Origin of the sequence: Mesorhizobium sp. M8A.F.Ca.ET.208.01.1.1, from assembly GCF_004791315.1 — a bacterium.
Taxonomy (GTDB): domain Bacteria; phylum Pseudomonadota; class Alphaproteobacteria; order Rhizobiales; family Rhizobiaceae; genus Mesorhizobium.
Window position 1 is genome coordinate 969,021 of the sequence record NZ_SRUT01000001.1, and the last position, 25,219, is coordinate 994,239.

Here is a 25,219-nt window from a genome sequence, read left to right on the forward strand (position 1 = left end):
CCCTTGGCTGATCCGAAAGCGAGATCATGACAACGCCCGCGCATGTCGCGATCATCATGGATGGAAATGGACGCTGGGCCAAGGCGCGCGGCATGCCGAGGCTCGCGGGTCATCGCGCCGGCGTCGAGGCGCTGCGCAAGGCGGTGCGCGCCGCCCCCGGTCTCGGCATCTCCTTCCTGACCGTCTATGCTTTCTCGTCGGAGAACTGGTCGCGGCCGAAGTCCGAGGTCAGTGACCTTATGGGTCTGTTGAAGCTGTTCATCCGTCGCGACCTTGCCGAGCTGCACCAGAGCGGCGTGCGGGTCAGGATCATCGGCGACCGGGCAGGGCTGCAGGCGGACATCAGGGGACTGCTCGAGGAAGCCGAATCGCTGACGATCAACAACACCTCGCTGACGCTGGTGATCGCCTTCAATTACGGCGGGCGCGACGAGATCGTCCGCACCGCGCGCAAGCTTGCCCTGGCCGTGGCGCGCGGTGAAATCGATAGCGAGGCGATCACCGCCGAAAGCTTTGCCGGCTCTCTCGACACGCAAGGCATTCCCGATCCGGAGCTGGTCATCCGCACCAGCGGCGAGCTTCGCCTGTCCAACTTCCTCTTGTGGCAGGCTGCCTACAGCGAACTCGTCTTCCTGCCCTGCTACTGGCCGGACTTCAATCGCGAGCACCTCGCCGAGGCCTTGCGCGAATATGCCGGCCGCGAGCGCCGCTTCGGCGGACTGGACCCGCAAGACGTCGCTTCGCGACCGGCCGCGGGATGAGCAACCTTCAGCTGCGTGTGATTTCGGCGGTCGTGCTCGCCATTGTCGCCCTTGGCCTGACCTGGCTTGGCGGCCTGCCTTTCCGGCTGCTGTGCGCGGTCATGTCGGCAATGATCTTTTATGAGTGGACACGTATGTCGCGGCCCGCCGCGGCCGACGGGCTTGGTTTGCTGCCGGAAGCGCTGATGGTCATTTTCGTCGGCGCCTTGATCGCTGGCCTGTCCGCATTGTGGCTGCTGCCGCTGGTCGTGATTCTGGTTGCGATAACGGCGACCACCGCGGGACTTCGCAAGATCGGCCAGTGGGACGCTGGCGGCCTTGCCTATGCCTGCGTGTCGGGCCTGTCGCTTGCCCTGCTGCGCGATGGCGACCATTCGGGCCTCGTCGCCATCCTGTTCCTGTTCGCGGTCGTCTGGGCAACCGACATTTTTGCCTATTTCGTCGGACGCGCCGTCGGCGGGCCTAAACTGGCGCCGTCGATTTCGCCAGGCAAGACGCGCAGCGGCGCGTTCGGCGGGGCGGTCGGTGGCGTCGTCGCGGGACTTCTGCTGGCAGCCATTGCCGGCGCCGGCAACCTGGCGTTGCTCGGCCTTGTGGCGCTGGCGCTGTCAGTTGTCGCCCAAGCGGGCGACCTGTTCGAATCCTGGGTCAAACGGCGGCACGGCTGCAAGGATTCCGGCGTGCTCATTCCTGGCCATGGCGGCATCATGGATCGTGTCGACGGGCTTGTCGCGGCCGCTCTTGCCCTATACGTCATCGGTTGGATTTCTGCGGGCGCCGACCATCCGGCACAGGGGCTGTTTCCCATTTGAATGCTGTCATGCCACGATCTGGCGCCGACGTGCCTTGGATTCGCCTGGATTGATGTCACAGTCACGCCGCGACCGCGGAAGAACTTGAGGGCCTGAGTTGAACGAGATTCTTCACGCGATTTTCAGCACCGAAGGCCTCTTTCTCGGCACGCTCGTGCCGTTTCTCTTCGTGCTCACCGTGGTGGTGTTCGTTCACGAGATGGGCCACTACCTCGTTGGCCGCTGGTGCGGCATCGGGGTCAAGGCCTTCTCGATCGGCTTCGGTCCGGAGCTCATCGGCTTCAACGACAGGCATGGCACGCGCTGGAAGCTTTGCGCCATACCGCTCGGCGGTTATGTCAAGTTTGTCGGCGACATGAGCGCCACCTCCAGCCAGCCGACATCGGAAGAGCTCGAAACGCTGACCGACGAGGAACGCAAGGTTGCCTTCCACACCCAGGCGATCTGGAAGCGCGCGGCAACGGTGGCGGCCGGGCCGCTGTTCAACTTCCTGCTGGCGATCGTGGTCTTTTCCGTGCTGTTTGCCTCCTATGGGCGTTATGTCGCGGAGCCCATGGTGGCGGAGGTTACCGCCGACAGCCCGGCGGCCAAGGCCGGCATTTTGCCTGGCGACCGATTCGTCAGCGTCGACGGTAGCAAGGTCGAAACTTTCGGAGACGTGCAGCGGCTGGTTTCGGGCCGGGCCGGCGACACCATCACCTTTGTCATGCTGCGCAACGGCAAGGAGGTCACGGTGACCGCGTCGCCGCGGCTGATGGAGCAGGAGGACGCGCTCGGCAACAAGGTCAAGGTTGCGGTGATCGGCGTCGTCAATAACAAGGAACTCGGCCAGCCCCGTCTCATCACCTACACCCCCGTTGGGGCGGTCGCGGCGGCGGTTGAGGAAACGGGCCATGTCATCGAGCGCACCGGACAGTTCCTGCAGCGCTTCGCTGTCGGGCGCGAGGACAAGTGCCAGCTGGGTGGCCCGGTCAAGATCGCCGACATGGCCGGCAAGGCTGCCAAACTCGGTTTCGAGTGGCTGGTGCAGCTTGTCGCGCTGCTGTCCGTGGGGATAGGCATTCTAAACCTTTTGCCGATTCCCCCCCTCGACGGCGGCCATCTGTTGTTCTACGGGGTGGAGGCCGTCATCCGCCGGCCAGTGTCGGAACGGATGATGGAAATGGCCTATCGGGCTGGTCTGCTTGTGGTGCTGTGCTTCATGGGGTTCGTGTTCTGGAACGATCTCTTTGGGTGCTGAAATCATGAAGGAATTTGGCCTGGGCATGGGCGATGTTGAGACGCCGTTTACCATGCACGGGGATATGAGTGACGCGAAAGCCACGCAACAGGGTTAAGTAAATACAAATTAACCAGAAGCCTTGCGTGTAGGGAAAATCCGGTTAATACGGTAGGGGAAATGACCGCACGTCCGGTTTTCTCGCCGTGGGGACTACGAGAAAAGGTTATTAAGCCCGATGAAGGCAGCATCCAAGTTTCTAAACGCCGCGTCAGCGGCGGCACTGTCCGCCGCTCTGGTCGTACCAGGTGCGTTCGCAGTGCAGTTCGTTGCCACATCGGCGGCCGAAGCCGCTGTCGTAAGCAGGGTTGAGGTGAGCGGCAACCAGCGTGTCGACGCCGATACCATCCGCAATTACATCACCATCAAGCCGGGCAAGGCCTTCTCCAGCTCCGATGTCGACGCCGCGGTCAAGGCGCTGTTCGGCACCGGCCTGTTCTCGGATGTCCAGATCAATCAGGTCGGCTCGACCCTGGTGGTCAAGGTTTCGGAATACAAGGTCGTCAACCAGGTGCTGTTCCAGGGCAACAAGAAGCTCAAGGACAACGCGCTTCAGGCAGCGGTTCAGCTGAAGCCGCGCGGCACGTTCTCGCAGGCCACGCTCGATTCGGACGTCGAGGCGGTCAAGGCCGCTTACAGGCGCATCGGCCGTGACGATGCCGGCGTGACCGCGCAGGTCATGGAGCTCGGCGACAACCGCGTGAACGTGGTCTTCCACGTCACCGAAGGCGATCGCACGCAGATTGCGGCAATCAATTTCGTCGGCAACAGCGCCTATTCCAGCCGCCGCCTGTCGGACGTGATCAACACCAAGCGTTCATCCTGGGTCTCGTTCATCCTGCGCGATGACGTCTATGACGAAGACAAGCTGCGCGCCGACCAGGAATTGCTGCGCCGTTTCTACTACAATCACGGCTATGCCGATTTCCAGGTCGTGTCCGCCGTCGGCGAACTCGACAATGCGACCAACAAATACACGGTCACCATCACCGTCCAGGAAGGCGATCGCTATAATTTCGGCGACATCAGCGTCGAAAGCACGATCCCGGAAGTGGACTCCAAGTCGCTGGAATCGGTGGTCGAAACCCGCAAGGGTGATGTCTACAACGCCAAGGATGTCGAAGACTCGATCATCGCGTTGACGGAAAAGGTAGCCGGTTCCGGCTATGCCTTTGCGCAGGTGACGCCGCGCGGCGACCGCAACTTCGAGAACCACACGATCTCGGTTGTCTACACGGTGGACCAGGGCACCAAGGCCTATGTCGAGCGCATCGAGATCCGCGGCAACGATCGTACGCGTGACTATGTCATCCGCCGCGAATTCGATGTCAGCGAAGGCGACGCGTTCAACCAGGTGCTCATCCAGCGCGCGAAGAAGCGCCTGGAAGACCTGAATTATTTTGACAAAGTCGACATTTCGACCGTGCCTGGCTCGGCCCCTGACCAAGTTGTGCTCGTCGTCGACGTGGTCGAGAAGTCGACCGGTGAGTTCTCGATCGGCGCCGGCTATTCGACCGGTGGCGACGCGGCCGGACCGTCGGTCGAAGGATCGATCACCGAGCGCAACTTCCTCGGCCGTGGCCAGTTCATCAAGCTGTCGGCCGGCGGCGGCAAGAACTCGCGTGACTACAGCCTGTCGTTCACCGAGCCTTATTTTCTCGGGCGGCGCATCGCTGCCGGTTTCGACATCTACAGGTCGACGCGGGAATACAACAACAACTACGACAGCGACACCACCGGCGCGACGATCCGCTTCGGGCTGCCGATCACCAACAGCATCACGACCCAGTTGGCGTATAATATCTCGCAGGAGAAATATAAGGTCGACGATAGTTGCGGTCCTACCTCCATCGGAGATCCCGACGGCAGCTGTAACATCTCACAGGCCATTCTGGACGGCATCGAGCAGAGTCCCTGGATCAAGTCTTCGGTCAGCCTGGGGCTGGTCTACAACACGATCGACGACATGAAGAACCCGCATGAGGGGATCTACGCCAACACGACCGTGGAGGTCGCGGGTCTCGGTGGCGATGCCAAATTCGTGAAGATCACCGGACGGGGCAGCATCTATCAGACGCTGTCCGAACAGCTTGACCTTGTCGGGCTCCTTTCGGGCGGGGCCGGTCATGTCGAGGGATATGGCAACGGCGACCTGCGCATCTTCGATCACTTCCAGAGCAACGACCGCATGATCCGCGGCTTTGCCTATGGTGGTATCGGCCCGGTTGCCAGCGACACCAGCGGCGACCACCTGGGTGGCACGACCTACTTCAACGCTTCGGCCGAAGCCCAGTTCCCGCTGCCGGTTGTTCCGGAGAGCTTCGGCTTGCGTGGCGCGGTGTTCGCCGATGCGGCGACGCTCTATGGCAGCAAGCTTGCGACTGGGCTGGTCGATCAAGATTCTACCGGCATGAAGTTGCGCGCCTCGGTCGGTCTCGGCCTGATGTGGGCCTCGCCCTTCGGCCCGATCCGTATCGACTATGCGATCCCGGTCAGGAAAGAGGCGAGCGACGACGTGCAGGAATTCAACTTCGGCATATCGACCCGCTTCTGATCGGCGGCCAACGATGCTCCCGGGTTTTGGATCCGGGAGAAATGTTCCGACCTAGCTGGATATAGCTTCTGGAATGACCGATCCGGTGTTCTTCGCGCCATCACGCCGGTATACGGCGGCCGAAGTCGCGAATCTGACTGGCTCGGTGCTTGTCGATTCGGGCCAATCCGACGTTTCGATCGAAGCGTTGGCGCCAGCCAGTGAAGGCGGCGTCAACGCGCTCGTCTTCGTCGATGGCAGGCGTAATTCCGCGCTGATGCCGTCGCTGCGGGCGGCTGCGGTGCTGTGTCCGGCGGAATTCGCGAACAAGGCGCCTGCCGGCATCGCCGTCCTGATCCATCCGCGGCCGCAACAGGCTTTCGCGCTGGTTGGGCGCCTGCTGTTCCCGACAGCCGCCACGCCGGGGCCGATGACTGGCGAAACCGGCGTTTCGCCGCATGCCCATGTCGACCCGACCGCGCATGTCGAAGCCGGCGTCGTCATCGAGGCCGGCGCCGTCGTCGGGCCTGGCGTCTCGATCGGCAGCGGCACCGTCATTGCGCCGAACGCCGTCATCGGACAGTCCTGCCAGATCGGCCGTGACGGATATGTCGGCCCGGGCGCCAGCATCCAGTACGCACTGATCGGCAATCGGGTCATCATCCATGGTGGGGCCAGGATCGGCCAGGACGGCTTTGGCTTTGTCGGCGGCGCCAAGGGCCCGGAACGGGTCCCGCAAATCGGACGCGTCGTCATCCAGGATGATGTCGAGATCGGCTCCAATTCCACAGTCGATCGCGGCGCGATGTCCGATACGATCATTGGGCAAGGCACAAAGATCGACAATCTCGTGCAGATCGCCCATAACGTCCGCATCGGTCGCAATTGCATAGTGGCCGGGCTTTCGGGTATTTCCGGTTCCGTGGTGGTGGGTGACAATGTCACTATGGGCGGCGGCGTCGGGCTTGCGGATCATCTGACGATTGGTACAGGTGCCAAGCTTGCCGCCAGAAGTGGATTTATGAGCAATGTTCCCGCCGGCGAGATATGGGGTGGCTATCCGGCACAGCCGATGGCGGAAGCCATGCGAGAGATAGCCATGTTGCGCACGATGGCCAGAGCACGCAAGCAGGGCAAGGACAATGGCTGACATGGTGGCGGCGACAACGCTGGAAGCGGTTGACATATTGGGGCTGATGAAGCTCCTGCCGCACCGTTACCCCTTCCTCATGATCGACCGCATCGTGGACATCGATGGTGACGACTCCGCTATCGGCATCAAGAACGTGACCATAAACGAGCCGCATTTTCAGGGGCATTTCCCGGAGCAGCCGGTGATGCCGGGCGTGCTCATCGTTGAGGCCATGGCGCAGACGGCCGGCGCCATCTGCATTCGCAGCCTCGGGGCGTCGAAACCGTCGCTGGTCTATTTCCTGACCATCGACAACGCAAAATTCCGCAAACCGGTCGTTCCCGGCGACCAGTTGAAGATCCATGTCAAGAAAATCAAGAAGCGCGGCAACCTGCTCAAATTCGCCTGCGAAGCCCTGGTCGAAGGTACCAAGGCGGCCGAGGCCGAGATTTCAGCCATGATGGTCACCGGCGACTGACGATCGAGTGCCTATGAAAATCAAGACGTCAATCCATCCTTCCTCCGTCGTCGAAGGAGGCGCCCAGATCGGCCAGGGTGTGCGCATTGGGCCGTTCTGCCATGTCAGCGCCGATGCCGTGATCGGCGACGGTGTCGAACTGGTCAGCCATGTCTCGGTGATGGGCGCGACCACTATCGGGGCGTCGACCAAGGTCTATCCGATGGCGATCTTGGGCGCACCGCCGCAGAACACCAAGCACAAGGGCGGCCGCACCACACTCGTCATCGGCGCCAACTGCACCATCCGCGAAGGCGTGACCATGCATGTCGGCACCGACACCAGCCGCGGCGAAACGACGGTGGGCGACAATGGCAATTTCCTTGCCTACGCCCATATCGCCCATGATTGCGCCGTCGGCAAGAACGCCACCTTCGCCAACGGCGCGACGCTGGGCGGACACTGCGAAATCGGTGACAACGTCTATATTGGCGGCCTCAGCGCCGTCCATCAATTTGTGCGCGTTGGCGACAACGCCTTTCTTGGCGGGTGCTCGGCTTTTGTTGGTGATGTCATTCCCTATGCCATCGCGGTCGGCAACCGCGCCAGCTTGCGCGGCTTGAACATCATCGGCCTCAAGCGCGCCGGTTTGCCGCGTTCCGAAATCTATCTGCTGCGCAAGGCCTACAAGACGATCTTCGACCGCTCCCGCACCGTCGGTGAGAATATCGAGTTCGCCAAGGCCGAGTTCGCCTCGTCACCGACTGCAATGAAGATCATCGATTTCATCACCAGTCGCGGCAAGCGGCACTATGCGGTGCCATCGCTAAAGGGCGGCGATGGCGACGTCACCGATGACGAAGGCTGAGGCCAGCTCGGCAGGCTTCGTTCTCGCGCGGGGCGCCAGGGTCGGCATCATTGCCGGCGGCGGCAGCCTGCCGGTCGAAGTCGCCGAAGGGCTGGCGGAGGGCGGACATCCGCCCGTCATCATCTTGGTCGAAGGCCAGGCCGACCGTCTGTCCGAGCTCACGGTCTATGAGCATGAAAGCCTTGCCCTGGAAGACATCGGCTCGCTGGCTGCCTTGCTGAGGCGCCGGCGGATCAGCCATCTCGTGCTTGCCGGCGAGATCAGGCGCAGGCCGCGTCTGATCGACATGCGCCCGAGCTTCGGCCTGCTGGCTGTGATATCCTCCGCCGCCATGGCGCTTGCGCGCGGCGATGACGGCCTGTTGAAGATATTGACCCGAGGCCTGGAGGCGCGCGGCATCAAGGTCGTCGGCGCGCACGAAGTCGTGCCGAAACTTGTCGCGACTGAGGGGCCGCTGACCAAGGCAGTGCCGCGAAAGTCGGACTGGCGCGACATCGAGGCGGCGCATGCGGCGGCAAAGGCCATCGGCGCGCTCGACATCGGCCAGGCCGCTATTGCGATCGGCGGTCGCGTCATTGCCCTGGAAGGCATCGAGGGCACCGGCGGTCTGCTCGAGCGGACGCAGCAACTGCGTGGCCATGGCAGGCTCGCCGGCAAAACGCGCGGCGTCCTGGTTAAATGCGCCAAGCCCGGCCAGGAACTGCGCGCCGATCTTCCCTCTATCGGCCCGCAAACGGTCGAGGCGGCGCATGAAGCCGGCCTTGCCGGCATTGCCGTCGAAGCCGGCCGCTCGTTGATCCTCGAAGGGCCGACTGTCGTTGCGCGCGCCAATGCGCTCGGTCTGTTCGTGATCGGCCTGCCGGCCGCGGGGCCTGCCCATGGCAGCTGAGAAGCCGCTGAAGATCGCGATCGTCGCCGGCGAAGAATCCGGCGACCTGCTTGGCGCCGACATCGTCCAGGCCCTGAAACGCATGACCGGGCGCGAGGTGCGCCTCGTCGGCATTGGCGGGCGGCATCTGCGGGCGCTTGGGCTGGCGCCGCTGTTCGACGGATCAGAGATCGCACTGATGGGGCTCAGCGCCATCCTGCGCGACCTGCCGCGCCTGATGCGGCGGATCAGCCAGACGGCAAGTGCCGTCGCCGCTGAAAAGCCCGACTGCCTCATCACCATCGACAGCCCTGACTTTTCGCTGCGCGTCGCCAAAAAGGTTCGAGCCGCCGATCCGAACATCCCGATCGTCCACTATGTCTGCCCGAGCGTCTGGGCGTGGCGGCCGGGCAGGGCGGCGGCGATGAAGCCCTACGTCGACCACATACTGTGCATCCTGCCTTTCGAAGTGAAGGAACTCAGCCGCCTCGGTGGCCCGCCCGGCACCTATGTCGGACATCGCCTGACGCATGATCCCGGCGTACTTGGCGCGGCCAAGGCGCAAGGCCAGCCGCGCGATCTCTCGGGCGATCGTGTCAAGACGCTGCTCGTCCTGCCGGGATCGCGGCGCGGCGAAGCGAGCCGGCTTATTGGTCCGTTTGGTGAGACGGTCTCGGCATTGCGGGCGCGCGGACATCGCTTGCGCCTGCTGTTGCCGACGGTGCCGCATGTCGCTGACCTGATCAAAACATCGGTTGCTCGCTGGGATGAAAAGCCTGAGATCATCCTTGAGCCTGAGCGCAAATGGCAGGCCTTCGGCAAAGCCGATGCGGCACTGATCGCCTCGGGAACAGTGTCGTTGGAACTGGCGCTGTCCGGTGTGCCGATGATCTCGTGCTACCGGCTCGATCCGGTGATGCGCATGGTCCAGGGGCTGGTCACGGTGTGGAGTGCGGCCCTGCCCAATCTGATTGCCGACCAGATCGTGGTGCCGGAGCACTACAACCAATATGTGCGGCCGCGCTATCTGGCGCGGCAGCTCGAGGCGCTGTTTTCAGACACCGGCTACCGAGCCTGGCAGAAGGACGGCTTTGCGGAAGTGGCAAGGCGCATGGCGACCGACAGGCCCTCCGGCGATATCGCTGCGGAGGTGGTGATGGGGTGCATCAAGAGCAAGCAGTAGGCAGTGGGCAGGCCTATTCCCTACTGCCCAATCCCTATTGCCTCATCTCTTCGCAATCGGTACGTAGTCGCGCTCCGGCGCGCCGGTGTAGAGCTGGCGCGGGCGACCGATCTTCTGGCGCGGATCCTCGATCATTTCCTTCCACTGCGCGATCCAACCGACCGTGCGGGCGACCGCGAACAGCACGGTGAACATGGTGGTGGGGAAGCCCAGCGCCTTCAGCGTGATACCGGAGTAGAAGTCGACGTTCGGATAGAGCTTCTTCTCGATGAAATAGGGATCGGTCAGCGCGATCTTTTCCAGCTCCATGGCGATGTCGAGCAGCGGATCATCCTTGATGCCGAGCTCGCCCAGGACCTCATGCGCCGTCTTCTGCATGATCTTGGCACGCGGATCGTAGTTCTTGTAGACGCGGTGGCCAAAGCCCATCAACCGGAACGGATCGTTCTTGTCCTTGGCACGGGCGATGAATTCCGGGATATGATCGACATGGCCGATCTCGCCCAGCATGTTGAGCGCCGCTTCGTTGGCGCCGCCATGGGCCGGGCCCCACAAGCAAGCGATCCCGGCGGCGATGCAGGCGAAGGGGTTGGCGCCCGAAGAGCCGGCGAGACGAACGGTCGAGGTCGAAGCGTTCTGCTCGTGGTCGGCGTGCAGGATGAAGATGCGCTCCATGGCGCGCGCCAGCACCGGGTTGATCTTGTATTCCTCGCACGGCACGGCAAAGCACATATGCAGGAAGTTTGCCGCGAAACCGAGATCGTTCTTCGGGTAAATGAAGGGCTGGCCGATGTGGTACTTGTAGGCCATGGCCGCGATCGTCGGCATTTTGGCGATCAGGCGCATGGACGCAACCATGCGCTGGTACGGGTCGGAGATGTCGGTCGAGTCGTGATAGAAGGCCGACAGCGCGCCGACCACGCCGCACATCACCGCCATCGGGTGCGCGTCGCGGCGGAAGCCGGTGAAGAAGCGCGACATCTGCTCGTGCACCATGGTGTGGCGCGTCACACGGTAGTCGAAATCGTCCTTCTGCGCCTTGGTGGGCAGTTCGCCGTAGAGCAGGAGATAGCAGACTTCGAGGAAATCGCCATGTTCGGCCAACTGGTCGATCGGGTAGCCGCGATGCAGGAGGACGCCGGCATCACCGTCGATGAAGGTGATTTCCGACTCGCAGCTTGCCGTCGAGGTGAAGCCGGGGTCATAGGTGAAAGCGCCGGTGGTGCTGTAGAGCGAGGCGATGTCGATGACGTCAGGTCCGACCGAGCCGCTTCGCACCTTGAATTCGTGGGTCTTGCCGGCGAATTCGAGCGTTGCCGTGGCCTCTTGGCCGCCCACATCCAGTTTTTTCGCAGCTTCGGTCATTGCAAACTCCTTCTTGTTTCCTCATGCCGGCAAAGGCAAATTCCGCACAGCGACACGTCGAAATCACCGCAATGCGCGTCTTCGCCACCGCATTCTAGGAGGTGCGTGCCAGATTGGGCCAAGACATAATGTTGCACTGCGAAACGCGCCTTTCAATGCCAATCTTCTTGGGCCAGTTTGCTCCTAATCGATTTGATCCGCTATGCGGGCCAGGCTTTCCTCACGCCCCAGCACGGCCAGCACGTCGAATACGCCCGGCGAGGTGCTTTTGCCGGTCAAAGCAGCCCGCAACGGCTGGGCCACGGCACCAAGCTTATGGCCGCCAGCCAGGGCGTAGTCGCGGATAGCGGCCTCGGCCGTGGCCGCCGTCCACTCACCCGACAGCGACTTCAAAGCTTCGTGAGCGCCGCGCAGGATCTTGCGGGCATCGTCATTGAGCAGGAGCGCGGCCTTGTCGTCGATCGGCAGCGGCCGCGCGGCAAACAGGAAGGCAGCGCCGTCGACGAGCTCGACCAGCGTCTTGGCGCGCTCCTTCAGGCCCGGAAGGGCTGCCAGCAACTGCGCCTTGTTCTTCTCGTCGAGGCGCGCCGCCATCGCCGGGCCGCCCTCCAGATAAGGCAAGGTGGCGATGAAAATGTCGAACAATTCGGAATCGGCCATGCGGCGCATATGGACGCCGTTCAACGCCTCGAGCTTGGCGAAATCGAAGCGCGCCGCGCCCTTGTTGACGTCGCCGATGTCGAACCACGAGATCATGTCCTTGATCGACATGATCTCGTCGTCGCCATGGCTCCAGCCCAGACGTGCCAGGTAATTGAGCAGGGCCTCCGGCAGATAGCCCATGGCGCGATAGGCCTCGACACCAAGCGCGCCGTGGCGCTTCGACAGTTTGGCGCCGTCGGCGCCATGGATCAGCGGGATATGCGACATCGAAGGCACGTCCCAGCCCATGGCGTTGTAGATCACGGTCTGGCGGGCGGCGTTGGTCAGGTGATCATCGCCACGGATGATGTGGGTGACGCCCATGTCGTGGTCGTCGACGACGACGGCGTGCATATAGGTCGGGTTGCCGTCCGAGCGCAGGATGATGAAGTCGTCGAGATCCTTGTTGGGGAAGCGCACCTCGCCCTGGACCCGATCCTGCACCACCGTCTCGCCCTCGGTCGGTGCCTTGATGCGGATGGCGCCCCTGACGCCGGCGGGTGCCTCCGACGGATCGCGCTCACGCCAGTGGCCGTTATAGCGTGGCGGCAGGCCCTTGGCGCGTGCTGCCTCGCGCATCGCCTCGAGCTCGGCTGAAGTCTCGTAGCTGTAATAGGCCTTGCCCAGCCGCACCAGTTCCTCGGCCACCTCACGATGGCGCGGCGCCCGCTCGAATTGGGAAACCGCATCGCCGTCCCATGACAGGCCGAGCCAGGTCAGGCCGTCGAGAATGGCTGATGTGGCCGCATCGGTCGAACGCTCCCGATCGGTGTCCTCGATGCGCAGCAGCATCGTACCGCCGGTATGCTTGGCATAGAGCCAGTTGAACAGTGCCGTGCGCGCGCCGCCGATGTGCAGATAGCCGGTCGGCGAGGGGGCAAAACGGGTGATGACCTTGTCGGACATGGAACTCTCGGAAAACGTCTGAAGCTGGGTGCGGAGGGCGCGGACTTTCGCGCTTCGCGCGTTCATGTAGCATAGGGTGTCGAGGGCGCAAGGGGCAGACCCGATGACTGGACGAGGCCGGGGCTCGGATCGGGGTGAGGGCGCCATTGTCGGCGTCAGCGAACGGTCCCTGTTTGCGACGCCTCCGGCGATCCCGCTGCCATCGCCGCTCGTGGCTGCGCCCGCAACCCAGCCGTTGCAAGCGGGCTTGCCGGCGCCAACTCCGTCTCCTGCCGCACGCAGGATCGTGCGCGCGCGCCGGCAAATCGGCCGGATATCCTTGCTTCGCCTGCGCCACGGCTTGGCCAAGGCGGCGGAGCTGGAACTTGACCGGGGCATCGCCTTCCTGCTGGTGCCGGTCTGCCTGGCGGTTGGGGCGATCGGCTACTTTTCGCTGGCGACCGAGCCCGATTTTGCAAAGCCTGTCGCGGTCATGGTGCTGGCGGCGACCTGTGCATTCGTCTCGCGTTCCTGGCCGAAAACCCATCTGTGTTTCATGGCAGTGCTGTTGTGCGCGCTGGGCCTGCTCGCGGCGAAGGTCGAAACATGGCGAGCAGGAACCCGGATGCTGGGTTCGGAAATCTCGACTCAATTGACCGGCCGCGTGGTCTCGCTCGAGGAGATGGAGAGCGGCCGTATCCGGTTGACCATGGACGTGATTTCGACCGCCCGGCCGAAATTGCGCTATGCGCCGGAAAGGGTCCGGCTTTCGGCACGCAAGATACCGCCGGAAATGACCGCTGGCTCGCTTATCACAGGCTACGCCAAACTGCTGCCGCCGACCGGTCCGGTGCGGCCGGACAGCTACGACTTCTCCTTCGACAGCTATTTCGCAGGCATCGGCGGCAGCGGCTTCTTTCTCGGCAATCCAACGGTTGTCGCTACCGACGATGGTGAGATGTCGCTGCCAGCCCGTCTTTTTTCAAGCATCGAAAACGCCCGCGAAGCCATCGCCGACCACATCAGGGGCAGCATCGGCGGCGCCGAAGGCGAGATCGCGGCGGCGCTGATCGTCGGCGTGCGCGCCGGCATTCCCGATGAAATCAACGAAGCGATGCGGCGTACCGGCATCTATCACATCATTTCCATTTCGGGACTGCATATGGCGCTGGTCGCCGGCACCATCATGGGTCTGTTGCGCGGTGCCTTCGCGCTGTTTCCAGACTTTTCCGCGCGCCGGCCGGTGAAGAAATATGCGGCCGCCGCCGCACTTTTCTCGATCGCCGCCTATCTCGTCATTTCCGGTGTCGTCGTTGCGGCCGAACGCAGCTTCATCATGCTGGCGGTGATGCTGATTGCCGTCTTGTTCGATCGCGCGGCGCTCACCATGCGCAACCTGGCCATCTCGGCGATCGCCGTTATCCTGGTTTCCCCGCACGAGGTCGTCGGCCCGAGCTTCCAGATGTCGTTCGCGGCAACCGCGGCCCTTGTTGGCGCCTATGCCGGCTGGGCGGACCACCGCGCTGGTAAGACGAGGCCACCGTCGCCAAAGCGGTCACTACCCGGGTTCCTGACGCGAAAATTCCTGCTGGCGACAGGTGGATTGGCCATGACCTCCATCATTGCCGGCAGCGCGACGGCGCTGTTTGCCATCTGGCATTTCCAGCGTGTATCGCCGCTCAGCCTGTTCGCCAATCTGGCCGTCATGCCGATCGTGTCGGTGGTCGTCATGCCTTTTGCGGTCCTCAGTTCGCTGGCGATGCCCTTCGGCGCCGACGGCCCGTTTCTCTACGTGATGGGCAAAGGCCTGACAGCGATGATCGCCGTATCGTCATGGATATCGGAGCGCTCGCCGATCGATGGGGTAGGTCTGATCTCGCAGCAATCCGTGCTGCTGGTGGCCGTCGCGCTGGTCATCGCGACGATGGCGACGACCTGGCTGCGGCTCGCGGCACTGCCATTCGCACTTGCCGGTCTGTTGACTGTGTCGGACATACGCACGCCCGATGTGCTGATCTCGGAAGACGCACGGCTGGTCGCACTGCCGATCGGCAATGGCGAACTGGCCGTCAACCGGGAACGTCCGAACGAATTCGCGGCCGACAACTGGAAACGCGCTCTGGTCTCCGAAACAATCGTCAAACCGGAAATGTTCGACAAGGCGGACGGGCAATTCGATATTGCCGCTCCCACCGACCTGCCGCAGGGATCGCCGTTCTATTGCCGCGAAGGCCTTTGCCTTGCCAGGCACCCTTCCGGCGCGATCGTCGCCTATGTCGAGGATCGCAAGAACACCTGGAAAGCCTGCGCCTTCGCCGACCTGATCGTCGTCAATGACGCGACCGCCTATGACGCCTGCCACAATCCGCTGGTTGTCGTCGTCACGAAACGGCAGCTCGCCCGCAAGGGAAGTGCTGCCGTCTTCTTCGATCCCCAGTCGGCCACAACCCCGGCTGTGATCGAATTCGCTGTCGACGGACCATACCGGCCCTGGCACGAGCAGCGAAAATTCTCACGCGAGGCGAGGGGGCTGCCGCCCTATAAAAAGCCAGACAAGTCCGATGGCAAACCGGCTCAGTAGCGCCTGATCAGCCCGACCAGCTTGCCTTGTACCTTGACTCTGTCCGGCCCGAAAATGCGCGTTTCGTAGGCTGGATTGGCGGCTTCGAGCGCGATCGAGGCGCCTTTACGGCGGAACCGCTTCAGCGTCGCTTCCTCCTCGTCGACCAGCGCCACGATGATTTCGCCCGGACTTGCCGTGTTGGCATTGCGGATGATGACCGTGTCGCCGTCGAAGATACCAGCCTCGATCATCGAGTCACCCTTGACCTCCAGCGCATAGTGCTCGCCGCCCATGATCATATCCGGCGGCACCGAGATCGAATGCGTCTGATGCTGGATGGCATCGATCGGCACACCGGCGGCGATACGGCCCATGACCGGGATGGACACGGCTGAAACCACATCGTCGTCATTGCCGGCCGCGGGCAGACGCGAAGGCGCCGTCGCCGGCTTGAGCTGGCGGCCAAGATTGTTTTGACCAAGGCTGCCCTGGATGACGCTGGGCGAAAATTTCTTTGCCGCGTTCAGGCCGGGCGCGATCGAATCCGGCAGCCGCAGCACCTCCAGCGCGCGCGCCCGATTGGGTAGCCGGCGAATGAAGCCGCGTTCCTCCAGCGCCGTGATCAGGCGATGAATCCCGGATTTGGAGGCAAGATCGAGCGCTTCCTTCATCTCGTCGAAGGAGGGCGGTATCCCGCTTTCCTTGAGCCGTTCGTGGATGAACATCAGCAGTTCATGTTGCTTGCGTGTCAGCATGGCGGCCCCCAAGGCATTGAACGAAGGTCTGAACCAGAATCGAAAAAACAAACCCAGAACAAACACTATCTGTTCCAGTTGTGTTCCGCAACCGTTTAAAGTTTAATGAATTTGTTAAGGCTGCGGATGTTTTTTGTCCGCTACGGCGGGCAGAAGCCGACCTTTTCCGCCATCGGCAGGCCCATTGAAATCGTTATGGTTAATGGCCTGTGGCCCATCCGCTCCCGAGTTTGGCGTCAGCCGTTCGGAAGGCTTTCCCCGGGCGGATTGTATAATTTATCGGTCCATTATTCGCGGAACGAAACGAAACCAAAACGCCAACGACTGGCAGCTTCGGGGCAGCGATGGACCCAGGCGTCCGGCCCCACTCCGACCAACGCGTGCGAATAGGTGTCGCGGAAGCGCCGGAGTCATCCCGAACCAGCTTTCAAGCTGCCGGCGCGGGCGGCGTATTTGGTCGCGCCGCTGTCTTCGCTGTGGACATAGACGTGCAGGGTGTAGCCGATATGGGCCACCATCAGCGCCTTGGCCCGCTCGACGTCACGATCGAGTGCCGCTTCCATGATCGCGGTATGGTGTTCGATCGCAATCGCTTCGCGCAGCGCCTCCATCGCCTCTTCGTAGCCATCCTTGAGGCCGGCCGCGGCCCGCAATGTCGGCGCCAGACCAAGAAAGCGATGATGCCGGCGCAATTGATCCGAGATCGTCGAGCGGAAACGCAACAGCCAATCGCATGTGGCGGCACTCAGCAGCGCCGCATGGAAAGCCTCGTGATTCTCGTCCCATTTGTCGACCGCCGCATCCGACGGATCGTCGACGGCGGTCTTGCAACGGGAGAGCCGGTAGTGGGCGGTGACCACGGCATCTTCCCATTCCTTGCCGCCTTTCTCCATCGATTCGAGGAACAGGGGGATCTCGACCACCATCCTGGCGCGCGCCAGGTCCTCCAGTTCGGCCCGCGACACCCGAGCCACGGTAAAACCGCGATTGCTGATGGCGGTGACCAGGCGTTCGGCCTCAAGCCGCGACAAGGCTTCGCGCAATGGCGTCCAGCCGACTCCATAGGTGCCGCGCAGTGCACTCAGTTTGAGCGGGGCGCCGGGCATGAGGCGCGTGGTCAGGATATCGCGCCGCAACAGCTGATAGGCTGCCTCCGTCTTTGTGGAGCTCGTTTGATCCTGCATCGCGGTCCATCCGTCGTCTGGCAGGGAAAATTATATATGATGTAGGGGCATGGCAAGAATTATATATAATGTTTGACACAAGCCGGCGGACTGACCATGATCGTTTGCAGTAGCCGCGCTGCAAGCGGCGCTGATCAAATCTGGGAGGAAATGATGTTGAAGTCGAAATCCGCTTGGTTGTCGGGTTTGTTCATGGCTAGCGCGTTGATGGTGAGCGCCGGCAGTGCCGCCGCCGACCAGATACGCATCGGCATTGCCAATTTCGGCGAGCACCCCCAGCTCAATGCCGCCATAGCCGGCTTCAAGAAGGCGCTGACGGACAATGGCTTCGTCGAGGGCAAGGACGTCGTCTATACGGAAAGCCATACCAATTTCGATGCATCGCTGGTGCCGCAGATGATCGCCAAGCTGCAGGCGGAGCAGCCCAAGCTGATCTACACCATCACCACGCCGGTCTCGCAGATCGCCAAGAAGGCGCTCGCCGGTTCCGGCATTCCAATCGTCTTTGCCGCGGTCACCGATCCAGTGGCGGCCAAGCTGGTGCCGTCGTGGGATTCAGGTGACGAAGGCATGACCGGCGCCAGCGATCTGCAGGACGTCGCCGCGGTGATGGCCTTCACCAAGAAGCTGCTGCCGAACGCCAAGCGCTTCGGCGTGCCTTACAATCCGGGCGAGGCCAATGACGTTGCCTTGGTCGAAAAGATCAAGGCGGCGGCGCCCGCCGCTGGTTTCGAGGTGGTGGAGGTCGGCATCGACAACGTCAATGACATCCAGCAACGTATCGCTTCGCTCGCCGGCAAGGCCGACGTCATCTACGGCCCGGCCTCGAACCTGATCCAGCCGGCGATCGCCGCTGTCTCCGCCGCCGCCCGCCAGGCCGGTATCCCGGTCGTCAACTCCGATGACAGCGCGGTCCGCAACGGCACTGTGCCGGCGAGCTTCGCGGTCAATTACACGCAGGTTGGCATCAACGCCGGCGACATCGCCGCAGAGATACTCAAGGGCAAGGATCCCAAGACGATCGCGCCGTCGCGCCCGGCCTACAAGGATCACATGGCAACGATTTCCCGCAAGGCGATGGCCGCGTTCGGCATCGAGATACCGGCCTCGATGGCAGATTGCGGCTGCATCGTCGACTGACATCAGGCTGCATGAAGGTGACGGCGCGGGCGCCGTCACTTTTCATGTCAGGGAGGAACGATGCTCGAGATCCGATCCGCGCGCAAAGTATTCTACAGGGGCCAGGCCGACGAGAAGATCGCGCTGGACGGCCTCAGCCTGTCATTGGCGACTGGCGAGTTCGGCATCGTCATCGGCTCCAACGGGGCGGGCAAGAGCAGCATGCTCAACGCCATTTCCGGCGCTCTGATCCTCGATACCGGCAAGATCCTGATCAACGGCGCCGACGTGACAAATATGCCCGTGCACAAGCGTGCCGCAAGATTGGCGCGGGTCTTCCAGGATCCGATGCGCGGCACCGCCGCCAGCATGACGGTGGCGGAAAACATGCTGCTGGCTGATTTGCGCAGCAGCAAGCGCACCTTGCGCCAGGGGCTGAACCCCACCCGGCTCGCGTCCTACAAGGAACGCCTGTCGATACTGGGCCTCGGCCTTGAAAACCGCCTGGACACCCGCGTCGACCTGCTTTCGGGTGGGCAGCGGCAGTCCCTGTCGCTGATCATGGCGGTCAGCGGATCGCCCGACTTGCTGCTACTCGACGAACATACCGCGGCGCTCGACCCGCGCACGGCCGAGATCGTCATGCAGGCAACGGTGCGCGCTGTCAGCGCGCTGAAGCTGACGACTTTGATGGTGACCCACAACATGCAGCATGCCGTCGACTACGGCAGCCGGGTGATCATGCTCGACGCTGGCCGCGTCCTCCTGGAGGTCACAGGCGAAGAGAAGGCGAGGATCACGGTTATCGATCTGATCGGCCATTTCTCAGTCAAGACCGACCGCATGTTGCTGGCGAGCTGATCGTCATGGGCTTTATTCAGGACGTTCTCACCAGCTTCGTCGCGATCATGCCGGTCACGCTGGCGCAAAGCCTGATCCTGGCCTTTGTCGTGCTCGGGATCATGATTCCGTTTCGCATGCTGAATTTTCCCGATCTCACCAGCGAGGGCGCCTTTCCGCTGGGCGGCTGCATCTGCGGCGTCCTCCTTGCCGCCGGCGCATCGCCGTTGGTCGGCATCGCCGCCGCCCTCGTTGCCGGCTTCGCGGCGGGCTGCTGCACCGCCTTCATCCATCTGCGCTTCCGCATCCACACGCTTCTGGCGGGCATCCTTATGATGACGATGCTCTACAGCATCAACCTTCGCATCATGGGCAAGTCCAATCTCTCGGTCTTCGGCTCGCCGACGGTGTTCGACTGGGTGCCGTTCGCTCGGCCGGGTTTTCCCGCCAGCAAGATCGTCGTCGCCGGCCTTCTCGCGCTGATCGCCTTGATGCTGCTCTACATGTTCTTCAGGACCGAGAAGGGGACGGCCGTGCGTGCCGTGGGCGCCAATCCCGACATGGCCGAGGCGCAAGGCATCAATGTCTGGGCCGCGACCATAGGCGGCGTCGGGCTGGCGAGCGCGTTTTCGGCTTCAAGCGGCGCGCTGATGGTGCAGTCGCAGGGATTTGCCGACGTCAATATGGGATTGGGGATCCTCATCAACGGCCTTGCCGCGCTGATGATCGGCGAGGCCGTCGTCGGCAAGCAGACGGTCTGGCGCCAGCTGCTGGCGCCCTTCGCCGGCGCGATCATCTACTACCAGCTGGTGTCGTTCTGCCTTGCCGCCGGCATGCCGCCGCCCGACCTGAAGCTTGCCACGGGTCTGTTCGTGCTCGCCATGCTTGCCTTGCCCAGCCTCAAGCGTAGCCGCGGGTCCGCGCCGGCACGCGAAGCGATCCGTGAATAACCAGGGAATGTCACAAATGATGCGTGCGCCGCTCGATTTCGCAGCCGTCGAGGCCATGGATGCGGCGGACCCGCTGCGTGCCATGCGCGACCGGTTCATTTTGCCGGAAGGCGTCATCTATCTCGACGGCAATTCGCTTGGGGCCGCGGCACCCGCCGTCTTCAACGAGCTACAGAACGCCGCCACCCAGGAATGGGCGCAGGATCTCATCCGCGCCTGGAATACTGCCGGCTGGTTCGACATGCCGCTGGCACTTGGCGACCAGCTCGGACGGCTGGTCGGCGCCGCGCCCGGCCAGACCGTGGTGTGCGATACGACCTCGATCAATATCTACAAGGTGCTGCATGCCGCACTCGGCATGCGGCCGGACCGGTCGGTCATCGTCGCCGAGGGCGACAGCTTTCCAACCGATCTCTACATGGCCGAAGGCGTGGCCTCGACGCGACCCGGCACCGTCTTGCGGCTCGAGGGCGTCGACGCGCCGACCATTGAGGAACTGATCGACGAGCGTGTCGCCGTCATCCTGGTCAACCATGTCAATTACAAATCCGGCCAGCTGCGCGACATGGCGGCACTGACATGCAAGGCCCATCAGGTCGGCGCGCTGATCGTCTGGGATCTCTGCCATACCGCCGGCGCCTTGCCGGTCGAACTCGACAGCGCCAATACCGATTTCGCCATCGGCTGCACCTACAAATATCTCAATGGTGGTCCGGGCGCGCCAGCCTTTATCTACGCCGCCACGCGTCATCACGACAAAGTCCAGCAGCCGCTCAGCGGTTGGTGGGGCCACGCGCGGCCCTTCGCCTTCGAGCAGGGTTATGCGGCCGGCAGCGGCATCCGTCGCTTCCTGTGCGGCACGCAACCGGTCTTGTCGATGCGGGCGCTCAAGGGGGCGCTGGATATCTGGGACGATGTCGACATGGCGGCGGTGCGCAACAAGAGCATCGCGCTCACCGACCTGTTCATCCAACTCGTCGAGACCAGATGCAGCGCCTACGGCCTGGAGCTGGAAAGCCCGCGCGATGGCAAGCAGCGCGGCAGCCAGGTTTCGTTCCTCCACCCCAACGGCTACCAAGTAATGCGGGCGCTGATCGAACGCGGCGTGATCGGCGATTTCCGTGCGCCATCGACGATCCGCTTCGGCTTCACGCCGCTCTATGTCGGTTACGCCGATGTATGGCAGGCGGTCGAGGTGTTGGAAGATATCTTGCGCACCGGCGCGTGGAAGGACGCGCGCTTCGCGGTCAAGACCGCGGTGACCTGAAAAGTCGGCGCAATTCCAGGAAGAGTGCCGCGCCGTTTTCCAGTCCGCACCAAGGAGCTCAGAGCCGGGTACGGACGTTCCAGAGTTCCGGAAACAAGACGACCTCGAGCATCTTCTTGAGATAGGAGGCACCGGATGTGCCGCCGGTGCCGCGCTTCAGGCCGATGATGCGCTCGACCGTGGTGACGTGGTTGAAGCGCCATCGGCGGAAGTAGTCCTCGAAGTCGACCAGTTTCTCGGCCAGTTCATAGAACATCCAGTAGCGCTGCGGATCGCGGTAAATGGTCTGCCAGGCGACGAGGACCTCTTCGTTTTCGCTGCGCGTCTCTCGCCAGTCCGTGCGCCTGGCATCGGCGCCGATGTCGAACCCGTTGCGTGCCAGAAGCAGCAGCGCTTCATCGTAGAGCGACGGCTGGGTCAGGATCGCCTCCAGCCTGTCCGTAAGGTCCGGCCGGTGCTTGTGCGGCCCGAGCATGGCGAGGTTGCGATTGCCGGCCATGAATTCGATGGCGCGATACTGCCAGGACTGGAAACCCGAGGACTGGCCGAGCGCGTCGCGGAAGTCGGTGTATTCGCTGGGCGTCATCGTGCGCAGCACGTCCCAGGCGTTGTTCAGCTGCTCGAAAATGCGGGCGACGCGCGACAGCATCTTGAAGCTCGGTTCGAGGCGGTCGGCACGGATCGAGCGGATCGCGGCGCCAATCTCGTGCAAGGCGAGCTTCATCCAGAGTTCCGATGTCTGGTGCTGGATGATGAACAGCATCTCGTCATGCGCCGACGACAGCGGCGCCTGCGCGTCGAGTACTTTCTCCAGGTGCAGATAGTCGCTGTAGGACATGCGTTCGTTGAACGACATCTGTGCGCCTTCGGACGCCGGATCGTAGGGCTCGCTCAATTGACTTTCTCCGTGCGCAGGCGGAAGCGCTGGATCTTGCCGGTCTGGGTCTTGGGCAGCGCGGCGATGAATTTGACCGATCGAGGGTATTTGTAAGGCGCGATGGTTGCCTTGACGTGGTCCTGCAGGCGCTTGACGGTCATTGCGTCCGGCGAAACACCTTGCACAAGCACGACATGCGCCTCGACGATCTGGCCGCGCTCGCCATCCTCGGCGCCGATGACAGCGCATTCGGCGACATCGGGATGCGAAAGCAGCGCCGCCTCGACCTCGGGTCCGGCGATGTTGTAGCCAGCGCTGACGATCATGTCGTCGGAACGCGCGGCGAAGTGGAAGAAGCCGTCCTCATCCTGCGTGAAGGTGTCGCCGGTGAGGTTCCAGCCGTCGCGCACATAGTCCTTCTGTCGGTCATCGGCCATGTAGCGGCAGCCGGTTGGCCCGCGCACCGCCAGCCGTCCGGTCTCGCCACGCGGCACTTCGCGCATGTCGTTGTCGACGATGCGAGCCTCGTAGCCGCCGACCGGCTTGCCGGTCGAAGCGGGCTTCCTGTCGTCAAAGCGGTTGGAGATGAAGATGTGCAGCATTTCGGTGGCGCCGATGCCATCGAGGATCGGCTTGCCGGTCTTTCGTGTCCACTCTTCGAAGACCGGAGCCGGCAACGTCTCACCGGCGGAAACGGCAACACGCAGCGATGACAGGTCGGCACCCTCATCCATGGCCTTCAGCATGGCTCGGTAGGCGGTCGGCGCGGTGAAGGAAATGGTCGCTTTGTAGGTCTCGATGATGTGGATCATGTTGGGTGGCGTCGCCTGTTCCAGCAGGGTCGCCGCCGCGCCGAAGCGCAGGGGAAAGATGGCCAACCCGCCAAGACCGAAGGTGAAGGCGAGCGGCGGCGAGCCGACGAAGATGTCGTCCGGCGTCACCTGCAGGACTTCGCGGGCGTAGGCATCGGCGATGATCAGCAGGTCGCGGTGGAAATGCATCGTCGCCTTCGGCACGCCCGTCGTGCCCGAGGTGAAGCCGAGCAGGGCGACATCGTCGCGGCCGGTGCTGACGGCGGTGAAGGTGACGGGCTTGTCGAGGGCGGCGCGGTCGAGCTCGGCATCATGGTTGGCGGTGCCGTCGAAGCCGATCACCTGCTTCAGGAACGCGCTGTCCTTGGCGCAGGCGGTCATCTCGTCCATCAGCCTGGTGTCGCAGAGCGCGATCGTGATCTCGGCCTTGTCGACGATCTTTGTGAGTTCGCCGGCACGCAGCATCGGCATGGTGTTGACGACGACGGCGCCGACCTTGGTGGCGGCCAGCCAACAGGCGACCATGGCTGGGTTATTGGCGGAGCGGATCAACACCCGGTTGCCCGGCTTGACGCCATAATTCTCGACCAGCGCGTGGGCGAGCCGGTTCGTCCAGTCGGACAGTTCCTTGTAGGTGCGGCGGCGGCCATTGCCGATCAGGGCGGTGTGGTCGCCGAGACCCTTCTCGACCAGCCGGTCGGTCAATTCGACACCGGCGTTGAGATGTTCGGGGTAGTCGAGGCCGTCGAGCAGGAAGTCGGGCCATTGTTCGGGCGGCGGCAGATGATCGCGCGTGAACGTGTCGGTATGCGCTGAAGGCCCAAGCATGTCGCCGCTGTCCCTGTCTGCTGCCCGGCCAGCGTGGGGGCCCCTGGCCGGAGGCGGTGGATCTGAATTCCCATCTTTCGCGGAAGGCTTCGTGCAACCGGCTACACCTTGTCGACCATGTCGCCGGAAAGGTGACGATTGGCAGATTCGGACAGCACAGCGGACCTCCCATTGTCGACTGTTCCGCAGGCATGATCGCACCAGTCGAAATTTGTTTCAAGCCTAAAATGTTTTTGCCGGAGCATTGACGCATGACGTGGCGGCGGCCATTGCTAGTGCAGAAACGATGCCGCTTCGGGGGAGGGTGCCGATGCCAGACCATCGCATTGCCGACTGGGACAATGCCTACGCCAACGGCGCCAATATCGCCGGCAGTGACCGTTGGCCGGCCGCATGGGCGGAACCCGCGCAGGCGTTCCGCGATGCGCTATCGGCACAGGGCCGGGCACGTATCGACATTGCCTATGGCGATCGTCCGCGCAACCGCTTCGACCTCTTTCTGCCCAAGGCCGCGCCGAGGGGCCTCGTGGTGTTCATCCATGGGGGCTATTGGATGGAGACCGACAAGAGCTTGTGGTCGCACCTCGCCGGCGGCGCGGTCGACAGCGGTTTTGCCGTGGCGATGCCGTCCTACACCCAGTGCCCGGACATACGCATCGCCGGCATCGTCACCGAAATCGGGACGGCTATCAGCAGGGCCGCGGCAATGGTCGACGGGCCATTGATTCTGACCGGACATTCGGCCGGTGGACATCTCGCCAGCCGCATGGTGACGGTGACCACGCCTTTGGCTGCCGGTGTCGCGCGGCGCATACGCCATGTCGTTTCGATTTCAGGCTTGCATGATTTGCGCCCGCTGATGCGCACGGACATGAACGCGACGCTGAAAATCGATGAGCATGAGGCGCAGATGGAAAGCCCGGCACTGCTGCGCCCCCTGGATGGTGTCCGTATCACCTGCTGGGCCGGCGGCGGGGAGCGTTCCGAGTTCTTGCGCCAGAATGCGTTGCTCGCCAACATCTGGACCGGACTTGGCGCAATTACCAACGCCGTGGTCGAACCGGATCGGCATCATTACGATGTTGTCGATGGCCTTGCCGATCCAGCGCACGCCTTGACGCGGACTTTGATCTCGGAATAGCCGAGATTATTTTTGTCCTGTTATCAGCTATTTATGAG

The 25,219-nt window shown here is 62.9% G+C and carries 21 protein-coding genes; 15 read left to right on the top strand and 6 right to left on the bottom strand.

What is annotated here, in order from left to right; genetic code table 11:
- Window positions 1-26: 26 nt before the first annotated feature.
- The 9 genes from EN851_RS04770 (at window position 27) to lpxB (ending at window position 9,893) form a co-directional block, all read left to right on the top strand.
- Window positions 27-761 (top strand): isoprenyl transferase, encoded by a 735-nt coding sequence (locus EN851_RS04770; RefSeq protein ID WP_127277852.1) that lies wholly within the window; start codon window positions 27-29, stop codon window positions 759-761.
- On the top strand, window positions 758-1,573 hold the full coding sequence (locus EN851_RS04775) for a phosphatidate cytidylyltransferase (protein WP_135918463.1): 816 nt from the start codon (window positions 758-760) through the stop codon (window positions 1,571-1,573). The genes EN851_RS04770 and EN851_RS04775 overlap by 4 nt, the downstream gene beginning before the upstream one ends.
- Window positions 1,574-1,670: 97 nt before the next feature.
- Window positions 1,671-2,813: an RIP metalloprotease RseP gene (gene rseP, locus EN851_RS04780; protein WP_127277854.1), complete on the top strand. Its 1,143-nt coding sequence runs from the start codon at window positions 1,671-1,673 to the stop codon at window positions 2,811-2,813.
- Window positions 2,814-3,030: 217 nt separating this feature from the next.
- Window positions 3,031-5,406, top strand: coding sequence for an outer membrane protein assembly factor BamA (gene bamA, locus EN851_RS04785; protein WP_127277855.1), 2,376 nt, complete (start codon window positions 3,031-3,033; stop codon window positions 5,404-5,406).
- A 73-nt stretch (window positions 5,407-5,479) separates the two neighbouring features.
- Window positions 5,480-6,535, top strand: a complete 1,056-nt coding sequence (gene lpxD, locus EN851_RS04790; protein WP_135918464.1) for a UDP-3-O-(3-hydroxymyristoyl)glucosamine N-acyltransferase — start codon at window positions 5,480-5,482, stop codon at window positions 6,533-6,535.
- A complete protein-coding gene (gene fabZ, locus EN851_RS04795) occupies window positions 6,528-6,995 on the top strand; it encodes a 3-hydroxyacyl-ACP dehydratase FabZ (RefSeq protein WP_015317790.1) in 468 nt (155 codons plus the stop codon). Before lpxD ends, fabZ begins: the two co-directional genes overlap by 8 nt.
- Window positions 6,996-7,008: 13 nt before the next feature.
- The gene (lpxA, locus tag EN851_RS04800; RefSeq protein ID WP_135918465.1) at window positions 7,009-7,842 is read left to right on the top strand and encodes an acyl-ACP--UDP-N-acetylglucosamine O-acyltransferase; all 834 of its coding nucleotides are present in this window, start codon (window positions 7,009-7,011) and stop codon (window positions 7,840-7,842) included.
- Window positions 7,829-8,731, top strand: a complete 903-nt coding sequence (lpxI, locus tag EN851_RS04805) for a UDP-2,3-diacylglucosamine diphosphatase LpxI (protein WP_245520687.1) — start codon at window positions 7,829-7,831, stop codon at window positions 8,729-8,731. The genes lpxA and lpxI overlap by 14 nt, the downstream gene beginning before the upstream one ends.
- On the top strand, window positions 8,721-9,893 hold the full coding sequence (lpxB, locus tag EN851_RS04810) for a lipid-A-disaccharide synthase (RefSeq protein WP_135918466.1): 1,173 nt from the start codon (window positions 8,721-8,723) through the stop codon (window positions 9,891-9,893). Before lpxI ends, lpxB begins: the two co-directional genes overlap by 11 nt.
- 42 nt (window positions 9,894-9,935) lie before the next feature.
- Here lpxB and gltA read toward each other — a convergent pair whose 3' ends face one another.
- Both gltA and gltX read right to left on the bottom strand, forming a co-directional pair.
- Window positions 9,936-11,258 (bottom strand): citrate synthase, encoded by a 1,323-nt coding sequence (gltA, locus tag EN851_RS04815; RefSeq protein WP_135928670.1) that lies wholly within the window; start codon window positions 11,256-11,258, stop codon window positions 9,936-9,938.
- Window positions 11,259-11,441: 183 nt separating this feature from the next.
- A complete protein-coding gene (gltX, locus tag EN851_RS04820) occupies window positions 11,442-12,866 on the bottom strand; it encodes a glutamate--tRNA ligase (protein ID WP_135928671.1) in 1,425 nt (474 codons plus the stop codon).
- 103 nt (window positions 12,867-12,969) lie between these two features.
- Between gltX and EN851_RS04825 the strand changes: the two genes are divergently transcribed.
- Window positions 12,970-15,426 carry a ComEC/Rec2 family competence protein gene (locus tag EN851_RS04825; protein WP_127872483.1) on the top strand — a complete coding sequence of 819 codons (2,457 nt, stop codon included), beginning with the start codon at window positions 12,970-12,972 and terminating at the stop codon, window positions 15,424-15,426.
- On the opposite strand, the gene lexA is transcribed toward EN851_RS04825, so the two are convergent.
- Both lexA and EN851_RS04835 read right to left on the bottom strand, forming a co-directional pair.
- Window positions 15,420-16,163 (bottom strand): transcriptional repressor LexA, encoded by a 744-nt coding sequence (gene lexA, locus EN851_RS04830; protein WP_127280511.1) that lies wholly within the window; start codon window positions 16,161-16,163, stop codon window positions 15,420-15,422. The genes EN851_RS04825 and lexA overlap by 7 nt on opposite strands.
- Before the next feature lie 410 nt (window positions 16,164-16,573).
- Entirely contained in the window at window positions 16,574-17,347 is a 774-nt protein-coding gene (locus EN851_RS04835; RefSeq protein ID WP_135915909.1) for a GntR family transcriptional regulator, read from the bottom strand.
- Window positions 17,348-17,500: 153 nt separating this feature from the next.
- Between EN851_RS04835 and EN851_RS04840 the strand changes: the two genes are divergently transcribed.
- From EN851_RS04840 to kynU, 4 genes are read left to right on the top strand one after another with little or no spacing between them, the layout of a single operon-like run.
- A complete protein-coding gene (locus EN851_RS04840) occupies window positions 17,501-18,487 on the top strand; it encodes an ABC transporter substrate-binding protein (protein WP_127280509.1) in 987 nt (328 codons plus the stop codon).
- A gap of 60 nt (window positions 18,488-18,547) precedes the next feature.
- Entirely contained in the window at window positions 18,548-19,327 is a 780-nt protein-coding gene (locus EN851_RS04845) for an ABC transporter ATP-binding protein (protein WP_135928672.1), read from the top strand.
- A gap of 5 nt (window positions 19,328-19,332) precedes the next feature.
- On the top strand, window positions 19,333-20,256 hold the full coding sequence (locus tag EN851_RS04850; RefSeq protein WP_135915911.1) for an ABC transporter permease: 924 nt from the start codon (window positions 19,333-19,335) through the stop codon (window positions 20,254-20,256).
- 19 nt (window positions 20,257-20,275) lie between these two features.
- Window positions 20,276-21,523, top strand: coding sequence for a kynureninase (gene kynU / locus EN851_RS04855; RefSeq protein ID WP_135916028.1), 1,248 nt, complete (start codon window positions 20,276-20,278; stop codon window positions 21,521-21,523).
- Window positions 21,524-21,581: 58 nt separating this feature from the next.
- Here kynU and kynA read toward each other — a convergent pair whose 3' ends face one another.
- Together kynA and EN851_RS04865 are read right to left on the bottom strand one after the other, a co-directional pair.
- Window positions 21,582-22,418 carry a tryptophan 2,3-dioxygenase gene (kynA, locus tag EN851_RS04860; protein ID WP_135915912.1) on the bottom strand — a complete coding sequence of 279 codons (837 nt, stop codon included), beginning with the start codon at window positions 22,416-22,418 and terminating at the stop codon, window positions 21,582-21,584.
- On the bottom strand, window positions 22,415-24,040 hold the full coding sequence (locus EN851_RS04865; protein ID WP_135928673.1) for an AMP-binding protein: 1,626 nt from the start codon (window positions 24,038-24,040) through the stop codon (window positions 22,415-22,417). Before EN851_RS04865 ends, kynA begins: the two co-directional genes overlap by 4 nt.
- 310 nt (window positions 24,041-24,350) lie before the next feature.
- Between EN851_RS04865 and EN851_RS04870 the strand changes: the two genes are divergently transcribed.
- On the top strand, window positions 24,351-25,181 hold the full coding sequence (locus EN851_RS04870) for an alpha/beta hydrolase (RefSeq protein WP_135928674.1): 831 nt from the start codon (window positions 24,351-24,353) through the stop codon (window positions 25,179-25,181).
- The last annotated feature ends 38 nt before the right edge of the window (window positions 25,182-25,219 follow it).

What these genes read in the sequence shown, in the direction of transcription:
- bamA (WP_127277855.1), top strand. Translation starts at nt 3,031, where the DNA reads ATGAAGGCAGCATCCAAGTTTCTAAACGCCGCGTCAGCGGCGGCACTG.
- EN851_RS04775 (WP_135918463.1), top strand. Translation starts at nt 758, where the DNA reads ATGAGCAACCTTCAGCTGCGTGTGATTTCGGCGGTCGTGCTCGCCATT.
- EN851_RS04850 (WP_135915911.1), top strand. Translation starts at nt 19,333, where the DNA reads ATGGGCTTTATTCAGGACGTTCTCACCAGCTTCGTCGCGATCATGCCG.
- lpxD (WP_135918464.1), top strand. Translation starts at nt 5,480, where the DNA reads ATGACCGATCCGGTGTTCTTCGCGCCATCACGCCGGTATACGGCGGCC.
- kynU (WP_135916028.1), top strand. Translation starts at nt 20,276, where the DNA reads ATGCGTGCGCCGCTCGATTTCGCAGCCGTCGAGGCCATGGATGCGGCG.
- gltX (WP_135928671.1), bottom strand. Translation starts at nt 12,866, where the DNA reads ATGTCCGACAAGGTCATCACCCGTTTTGCCCCCTCGCCGACCGGCTAT.
- EN851_RS04870 (WP_135928674.1), top strand. Translation starts at nt 24,351, where the DNA reads ATGCCAGACCATCGCATTGCCGACTGGGACAATGCCTACGCCAACGGC.
- EN851_RS04865 (WP_135928673.1), bottom strand. Translation starts at nt 24,040, where the DNA reads ATGCTTGGGCCTTCAGCGCATACCGACACGTTCACGCGCGATCATCTG.
- EN851_RS04770 (WP_127277852.1), top strand. Translation starts at nt 27, where the DNA reads ATGACAACGCCCGCGCATGTCGCGATCATCATGGATGGAAATGGACGC.
- gltA (WP_135928670.1), bottom strand. Translation starts at nt 11,258, where the DNA reads ATGACCGAAGCTGCGAAAAAACTGGATGTGGGCGGCCAAGAGGCCACG.
- EN851_RS04835 (WP_135915909.1), bottom strand. Translation starts at nt 17,347, where the DNA reads ATGCAGGATCAAACGAGCTCCACAAAGACGGAGGCAGCCTATCAGCTG.
- EN851_RS04845 (WP_135928672.1), top strand. Translation starts at nt 18,548, where the DNA reads ATGCTCGAGATCCGATCCGCGCGCAAAGTATTCTACAGGGGCCAGGCC.
- EN851_RS04840 (WP_127280509.1), top strand. Translation starts at nt 17,501, where the DNA reads ATGTTGAAGTCGAAATCCGCTTGGTTGTCGGGTTTGTTCATGGCTAGC.
- lpxA (WP_135918465.1), top strand. Translation starts at nt 7,009, where the DNA reads ATGAAAATCAAGACGTCAATCCATCCTTCCTCCGTCGTCGAAGGAGGC.
- lpxI (WP_245520687.1), top strand. Translation starts at nt 7,829, where the DNA reads ATGACGAAGGCTGAGGCCAGCTCGGCAGGCTTCGTTCTCGCGCGGGGC.
- lexA (WP_127280511.1), bottom strand. Translation starts at nt 16,163, where the DNA reads ATGCTGACACGCAAGCAACATGAACTGCTGATGTTCATCCACGAACGG.
- fabZ (WP_015317790.1), top strand. Translation starts at nt 6,528, where the DNA reads ATGGCTGACATGGTGGCGGCGACAACGCTGGAAGCGGTTGACATATTG.
- lpxB (WP_135918466.1), top strand. Translation starts at nt 8,721, where the DNA reads ATGGCAGCTGAGAAGCCGCTGAAGATCGCGATCGTCGCCGGCGAAGAA.
- EN851_RS04825 (WP_127872483.1), top strand. Translation starts at nt 12,970, where the DNA reads ATGACTGGACGAGGCCGGGGCTCGGATCGGGGTGAGGGCGCCATTGTC.